The sequence below is a fragment of the Streptodolium elevatio genome (assembly GCF_053592165.1).
Map to the genome: position 1 here is coordinate 304,082 of NZ_JBSFVE010000009.1, position 6,710 is coordinate 310,791.

The window sequence follows — 6,710 nt, forward strand, 5'->3', positions numbered from 1 at the left end:
ACGTACCACGCGGTCGCGTCGAGTCAGGTGAGCCCGACCGACTCTCGCGAGTCCGGGGACTTCAGCCCCCGGCCTCGGGACGGCGCAGCGGCTGCTGGAGTTCGGTGACCCACTTGTCCCGGTCGTCGGGGCATTCGAGGTAGAGCTCGCGCGTGTAGCCCACCGCCTCGCGCTCGTTGGCGTCGAGCCAGTGCGCCAGCATCTGCCCGGTCGTCGTGACGGCGTCCATCGATCCGTGGTGCACGATCGCGGCGGCTTCCTCGACGGCCGGGAGGTCGACCACGGTGAAAGCTGCGGTCGTGGTGACCTCGGGCCCGACCACCATGCCCGCGTGCACGACGACCGCCTCGCCACCGCCGTCCGGGACCGCCTCGTAGTAGGCCAGCCCCGGGCCGAAGCCGACGCCGGCGGCCTCGAGGCGGCGGCACAGCTCCTCGTACAGGGGCTGGATCACCGGACCGATGTGCTCCGGCTCGTACCCCTCGGCCACCGCGCCGAGTTCGGCGACCCGGATGACGGGCAGCGGCTTGACGACGACGTCCTGTGCGGGCATGCGTCCCTCGCTCTCGATCGACCGGAGGCGCGCCTCCACCTGGGCCAGGCGCGCGGCCTCGGCCGCCATCGAGGCGGCGAGTTCGGCCCGGCGCAGGCGCAGCATCCCGCGCAACTCGGGTACGTCCACCCGCTCGTCGAGGATGGCGCCGACCTGCTGGAGGTTGAAGCCGAGGTCCTTGAGCGCGATGACGCGGTTGAGCCGGGCGAGTTGCCCGGCCGCGTAGAAGCGGTAGCCGGTGCGCGGATCGACGTGTGCGGGCCGCAGGAGCCCGATCGCGTCGTAGTGCCGCAGCATCCGCACCGACACGCGACCGTGCCTGGCGAAATCTCCGATGCTGAACATGACGCCTCCCAGTGCACCGCCTCACATCGTGTCAGGGTGAAGTAGCCGGGACGAAAATGCTGCGACGCTGTCGGCGCGGCCGGATACGTTTCGATCATGGTCGACATGCCGGTGCGCCTTGCCGCACCCGATCCCACGTGGCGGGAGTCCTTCGTCGGACAGCGGGAAGGCGTCGCCCGCGTGCTGGCCCGGTGGCTGGCCGCGACTGTGCAACATGTCGGCTCGACGGCCGTCCCGGGGCTGCCCGCCAAGCCGATAGTCGACCTGATGGCGCCCGTGGTCGTGCTGCCGCGCATCGGGTCCCCCGAACGCGCCGCGATGGTGGACGCGTTGACGAAGGACGGCTGGACGTACTGGTCCGACGACCCGCATGCGGCCACGCGCCTGTGGTTCCTGCGGCCGAGTCCGGAGCTGCGTACGCACCACCTCCACGTCGTCGAGTTCGGCGGCCCCCGGGCCCACGCCCTGGTGGCGTTCCGGGACGCGCTGACGCGGGATCCGGCTGTGGCCGCCGACTACGCCGATCTCAAGCGGCGGCTCGCGGCCGAGTATCCGGAGGACCGCGAGGCGTACACCGCCGGCAAGGGCGCGTTCGTCGCTCAGGTCCTCGGCTACACGGTCGACTGACCTGAGCCGGTTCGTCCGAGCCGGCTGACCTGGTGCCCGGTACTCGGGCTCCACGGCTACGCCGCGCCGAATACCAGTCCGGTGAGCGGCGCGTGGGTCGTCCAGCCGAGGTGGTGGTAGAGCGCCTGGCCGTCGAGGGTAGCCCCGAGGACCGCGCTCGGGGAGCCGGCGTCGGCGGCGGCGTTGCCGAGCGTACGCATCACCACGCTGCCCAGGCCCCGCCTCTGGTGGTCCGGCGACGTCTCGATCTGGTCGATGACCCCGGGAGCGCCGACGGCCGGCACGGCTATCTGGCCGCGGGCGGCGAAGTGGCCGTCCTCAGTCGTGAGGAGCACGCGCGTGAGGCCGCCGCGTGCCCATGCGCGCAGGACGTAGCCCGCCGGTACGTCCGGATCCGGCACGCGGCGCAGGGCGGTGCTCATCAGGAACCCCGGCGCGTCGAAGGACCACCCGGGCGCGAGCCACGGCTCGACGGTCTCGGGCGGCAGGAACAGCTTGATCCAGGTGCCGGGCGCGGTGATCCGGGCCGTGAGCTTGCGGAACAGCGCCTCGTCGGCGTCGGGCAGCAGCACGTGGCGGCGTACGTGCGGCACCAGGCCCACGTCGATGGTGAACCCCCACAACTCCTCGATCGGCGGGGCGGCGGACCGGGAGACGACCCAGCCCTCGACCCACGCGCGCGCGAGCAGAGCGGTGTCGGGTGCGGTGTCCACGCGGGCTCTCCGTGAGTCGGTCGGCGTCCGGGCGGTGCCTCGGACGGCAGGCTGGTGTCGGTTCGGTCTTGCAGTTGTTGCTGCGTCTGGTGCTGGGCTGGCTCGTCTGGTGCTCGTCTGGTGCTGATCAGGTAATGGCCTGAAGCCAGCATCGGATGTTACCCGTCTCCACACTTGCAGATTTATGTTTGCAGAGAACTCTCTGCAAGATACGCTGGCGACATGACCCGGAACAGCGAGCCCAGCCCTGGTCCCCTCGGCGCCTCCCGCGAGGCCGCAGCCCACCCGGCTTCTGCCGCGGCCTCCGATGCGGCGGCGGCCGCCGGGGCCCGGCGCCGCATCGACGCGCAGAGCCTGAAAGGCCTGGCGCACCCGCTGCGCATGCGGATCCTGGAGCTGCTGAGCCTCGACGGCCCCGCGACGTCGACCACGCTGGCGCGACGCCTGGGCGAGAACACCGGCACGGTCAGCTGGCACCTGCGCCACCTCGCCCAGCACGGCTTCATCGAGGAGGAGGTCGGGCGCGGCACGAAGCGCGAGCGCTGGTGGCGCCGCGTTCCGCGGTCCAACGAGCTCAACATCGCGGACTTCCGCGACGACCCGGAGAGCAGCGGCGCGCTGTCCGTGTACCTGGACGGGCTGATCCGGCAGTACTTCGACCGGGTGACGGCATACGTCGGCGAGGACTGGGACGAAGAGTGGCGTGGCGCCGGAACCATCTCGGACTGGCGCGACCTGCGTCTCACCCCCGACGAACTCGGGGAGATGAACGCCGAGTTGATGCGAGTCGTGGACCGCTACCGGGCGCACTCGGCAGCGCGTCCGGCGGACGGCACCGCCTCCGGCGTCGACCGCGACGACGAACTCGGTGCCGACTTGGGTGCTGTTCCCGGTGCCGCCCTTCGTGCCGTTCCGGGCGCCGAAGTGCGCCCGGTGGTCGTCCAACTCCAGTCCTTCCCGCGGAAGGGGTCGGGAGCGTCATGAGCACCCGTACGCGCGGGGGCCTGCTGCGGCGCCACCGCGACTTCCGACTGCTCTGGCTCGGCGAGACGACGGGCCGCTTCGGGGCGGCGGTGACCAGCGTCGCGCTGCCGCTCATCGCCGTCGCGAACCTGGACGCGAGCACGTTCGAGGTCGGCCTGCTGACCGCGGCCTCGTGGCTGCCGTGGCTCGTCGTCGGGCTGCCCGTCGGCGTCTGGGTGGACCGCATGCGGCGGCGTCCCGTCATGCTCGTGTCGGCCGCGGTGTCGCTCGTACTGTTCGCGAGCGTTCCCGTCGCGGACCGGGCGGGGGAGCTGAGCGTGGGCGTGCTGCTGGGCGTCGCGCTGGCCACGGGGACGGCGGCGGTGTTCTTCCAGACGGCCTACACCGCGTACCTGCCCAGCATCCTGGACCCCGAGGACCAGGCCGAGGGCAACGCCAAGCTGCACGGCAGCGCGTCGGCCGCGCAGATCGCCGGACTCGGCTCGGGAGGCCTCCTCGCGCAGGCGGCCGGCGCGGTCAACGGCATGTTCGCGAACGCCGCGACGTACCTCGTCTCCCTGATCTGCCTCGGCCGCATCCGGCACCGCGAGGCGCCACCCGCGTCCATGACCGCTTCCACACCCGCGCCCGCAACTCCCGGACGCGGTGGGCTTGTCGGCGGGATCGGCGAGGGGATGCGGCTGATCGTGCACGACCCGTGGTTGCGTACGCTCACCCTGTTCGCGGCAGCCTCCAACCTCGCGCTCATGGGCTACCAGTCGATCCGCGTCGTCTTCCTGGTCCGCGAAGTCGGCCTCACGGCGGGCACTGTCGGAATCCTGGTCGCGGCGGTGAGCGCGGGTGGCGTGGTCGGCGCGTTCGCCGCACGGCGGATCGCGGGGCCGCTTCGGCACGGCCCGCGCCACATTGGTCTGCGAACTTGCGCTTGCCGTACCGGCGTTGCTGATGCCGGCGGCCGTTGCGGGGCCGGGCGTACTCCTCTTTGTTGCAGGCGGTTTCAGCGTCACCGCCGGTGTTGTGGCCGGGAACGTCATCAAGGCGGGCTTCCAGCAGCGCTATTGCCCGCCCGAACTGCTCGGTCGCCTCACCGCGACGTCGGCGTTCGTCAGCTATGGCACCATCCCGCTCGGAGCCCTGCTCGGCGGTGCGCTGGGGACCGCGTTGGGCGTGCGTACGGCCATGTTCATCACCGCGGCGGGGATACCGCTGGCCGGTCTGATCCTGCTGTTCTCGCCGATCGCCCGCGCCCGCGACCTGCCGACGGCACCGCCACGGCACGGCGGCTCGCGTCAACCGGAGGACGCCCCCGCCGCCACCTCCTGACCCCGGTCTCGACCCGTCGTGGGCGGGGCCGACGGCACATCGCGCCGCCGACCCCGCCCACCTCGGTCAGCTAGGTCAACTAGCCGTTCAGGTCAGGCAGTTGCACGCCGAACCTGGCGGTTGTCCCGTCGTCGCCCAGCGGGCGGAACCCCGCCTTCTCCAGCACCCGGACGGACGCCGGATTCGCCAACTCGACCTCGGCGCACACCGCGTGTACGCCGGGTGCGGCGAGTGCGAACAGCGCCAACGCCCGGGCCGCTTCCGACGCGTACCCGAGACCGCGCCGCGACGGCACGATGCCGTACCCGATCTCCAACGCACCGTCAGTCGGCGGCCAGAACAGCCCGATCGAGCCGACCACCCGGCCGGTGGACCGCTCGATCACCTGCCGCTGCCCGTACTCGTTGACATTGGGCCGGTCCGCGACGAACCCGGCGATGACGACGTCGCCTTCGGCGGGGAAGTCCTCCGCCCAGTGGTCCATCCGGGCGCCGCTCGGCACCGCCGCAAGCTCGTCCGGCGACCACGGCCGCAGCGCAAGCCGGGCGGTGGTGACGTCGGAGGCATCCACGGAAGACAGATATGACACGCGAACTCCAGGTCGATTCGGTCGACCGGATCGCTCACACGCGCGACGCGACCCGGCCAAGGGCATGCCGAAGAACAGCCACGCGGGCCATATTCATCAACCTCCCCAGCCGAACCGGCCGGCGCGCAACCACGCGCCACCGCGAGCGTATGGATCCGCAACCTCGCCCACCGGCTTGTGCTCTTGCAGCGGCCGGACGAGCCGGCCCTCCTGCGGGAGGCGCGCAGAATCTGTGGCTGCACGGCCCGGACTGGGACGACATCGCGGCAGACCTCACACGGCAGGCCGAGGCATTGGAAGCCGCCTGAGCAGACCGGAGCGCAGCAGCCCGCCCCGCAGGCGAACCGGGCCTGGACCTTCGCCGCAAGAACCACGACATCGACCCCGAGCCGCCTGGAGCAGCGCGGTCGGAATCGGGGGCGACTCATGACGGCGGTTCTCCTCAAGGACTGGGACAGGTACCTCGGCAGTTGGGTGCTCACCGTGGAGACCGGCCAACTCGCCCGGTGGTCGGACGACAAGGGAGCCGGCAACGTCGGCTGGATCTCGCTCAACCGGTACAGCGGTGCGGGACCCGGCTTCCCGGTCTTCTGCGCCGTGTACGCGGACGGCCCGAACCTGTGGTTCCAGGCCGGAACCGACAGGTGGCTCGTCGACGAACACCTGACCTTTGCCCGTGAGTGCGACGCCGACCGGATCGCCTGCCGGTTCAGCCTCGTGAGCGGCTCGTACAAGTTCATCACCTGGCATTACACCGGTCCCCTCGGCGACCCGGGCAACCGCGCGGACCCGTTGTTCGACGGTCTCGACGAGGAGTTGCACGACCTCAGGCTGTTCCTCGCCCGAGTCGGCAACAACCGCGACTGGCGGGGCCGCTTCGTCTCCGCGCGCGACCCCGTCCCTGCCGACGGAGCGGACTAACCGCTTTCGGCGGCGTACGGCTCAACGCTCCAGGGTCTGCTTGAGGTGGCGGTTGCGGTTGCTGATCAGGCGTGCCATGTAGCGCCGCAGTACGACGGCCTCCGCGAGCCGCCCGACCGGTCCGAACGGTGCGGCGAACTCCACGGTGTCGCGCATGATCGTGGCATCGCCGTCCGCGACGAAGTGGTGCTCGTGCCGCCATGAGCGGAACGGCCCGCAGCGCTGCTCGTCGACGAAGAACCCGGGCGGCTCATAGGCGGTGATCTCGGCCGTCATCCGCCACCACACCCCGAAGTGCCGCGCCCGCCAGGTCACTGTGTCCCCCAGGATCAGGCCGCGGTCCGTGACCCCCGCCACCGCCTCCTCGCACGCGTCGGCCATCGACGCGGTGTGGACGCCGACGTCCAAGGACGCCTCGAACACGCTGCGTGGCTCCGCCTTGATGTGCGTGACCAGAACAAACCGCGCCATGCCCGGAGCCTAGGCCCCCCTCTCGCCCCGGGTGTCCGCCGGGCCTCCCGCGCGCCGACACCCGCACGTTCTAGGGAGTGTCTTCAAATTTCGCGTCGGATAGCCCGCGGGCCGTGGTGCGTGCGCTCGCAAGGCGCGGGCCGCAGCTCGGCCTGGGTTTGGCCGGGCAAGGTCCGCAACGCGG

7 protein-coding genes and 1 pseudogene are annotated in these 6,710 nt (G+C 71.4%); 4 read left to right on the plus strand and 4 right to left on the minus strand.

The features are described 5' to 3' along the window. Window positions 1–61: 61 nt before the first annotated feature. The gene (locus ACWD12_RS19195) at window positions 62–898 is read right to left on the minus strand and encodes a MerR family transcriptional regulator (protein ID WP_450100508.1); all 837 of its coding nucleotides are present in this window, start codon (window positions 896–898) and stop codon (window positions 62–64) included. Between the two features lie 96 nt (window positions 899–994). Between ACWD12_RS19195 and ACWD12_RS19200 the strand changes: the two genes are divergently transcribed. Further along, entirely contained in the window at window positions 995–1,525 is a 531-nt protein-coding gene (locus ACWD12_RS19200) for a GrpB family protein (protein WP_450100509.1), read from the plus strand. A gap of 56 nt (window positions 1,526–1,581) precedes the next feature. Here ACWD12_RS19200 and ACWD12_RS19205 read toward each other — a convergent pair whose 3' ends face one another. Next, entirely contained in the window at window positions 1,582–2,238 is a 657-nt protein-coding gene (locus ACWD12_RS19205; RefSeq protein ID WP_450100510.1) for a GNAT family N-acetyltransferase, read from the minus strand. A 222-nt stretch (window positions 2,239–2,460) separates the two neighbouring features. Between ACWD12_RS19205 and ACWD12_RS19210 the strand changes: the two genes are divergently transcribed. Both ACWD12_RS19210 and ACWD12_RS19215 read left to right on the plus strand, forming a co-directional pair. Then, entirely contained in the window at window positions 2,461–3,222 is a 762-nt protein-coding gene (locus ACWD12_RS19210) for an ArsR/SmtB family transcription factor (RefSeq protein ID WP_450100511.1), read from the plus strand. Continuing rightward, window positions 3,219–4,545, plus strand: a pseudogene (locus ACWD12_RS19215) (MFS transporter). Before ACWD12_RS19210 ends, ACWD12_RS19215 begins: the two are co-directional and overlap by 4 nt. 79 nt (window positions 4,546–4,624) lie before the next feature. Here the strand turns inward: ACWD12_RS19215 and ACWD12_RS19220 are convergent. After that, window positions 4,625–5,116, minus strand: coding sequence for a GNAT family N-acetyltransferase (locus ACWD12_RS19220; RefSeq protein ID WP_450100512.1), 492 nt, complete (start codon window positions 5,114–5,116; stop codon window positions 4,625–4,627). A gap of 444 nt (window positions 5,117–5,560) precedes the next feature. Here ACWD12_RS19220 and ACWD12_RS19225 point away from each other — a divergent pair, with 444 nt between their 5' ends. Beyond that, window positions 5,561–6,055 carry a hypothetical protein gene (locus ACWD12_RS19225; protein WP_450100513.1) on the plus strand — a complete coding sequence of 165 codons (495 nt, stop codon included), beginning with the start codon at window positions 5,561–5,563 and terminating at the stop codon, window positions 6,053–6,055. A gap of 21 nt (window positions 6,056–6,076) precedes the next feature. On the opposite strand, the gene ACWD12_RS19230 is transcribed toward ACWD12_RS19225, so the two are convergent. Beyond that, complete coding sequence (locus tag ACWD12_RS19230; RefSeq protein WP_450100514.1) at window positions 6,077–6,526, minus strand: SRPBCC family protein; 450 nt, start codon at window positions 6,524–6,526, stop codon at window positions 6,077–6,079. Between the last annotated feature and the right edge of the window lie 184 nt (window positions 6,527–6,710).

Excerpts from the sequence above, each read along its gene's own strand:
- ACWD12_RS19195 (WP_450100508.1), bottom strand. The coding sequence starts at position 898 with ATGTTCAGCATCGGAGATTTCGCCAGGCACGGTCGCGTGTCGGTGCGG.
- ACWD12_RS19200 (WP_450100509.1), top strand. The coding sequence starts at position 995 with ATGGTCGACATGCCGGTGCGCCTTGCCGCACCCGATCCCACGTGGCGG.
- ACWD12_RS19210 (WP_450100511.1), top strand. The coding sequence starts at position 2,461 with ATGACCCGGAACAGCGAGCCCAGCCCTGGTCCCCTCGGCGCCTCCCGC.
- ACWD12_RS19225 (WP_450100513.1), top strand. The coding sequence starts at position 5,561 with ATGACGGCGGTTCTCCTCAAGGACTGGGACAGGTACCTCGGCAGTTGG.
- ACWD12_RS19230 (WP_450100514.1), bottom strand. The coding sequence starts at position 6,526 with ATGGCGCGGTTTGTTCTGGTCACGCACATCAAGGCGGAGCCACGCAGC.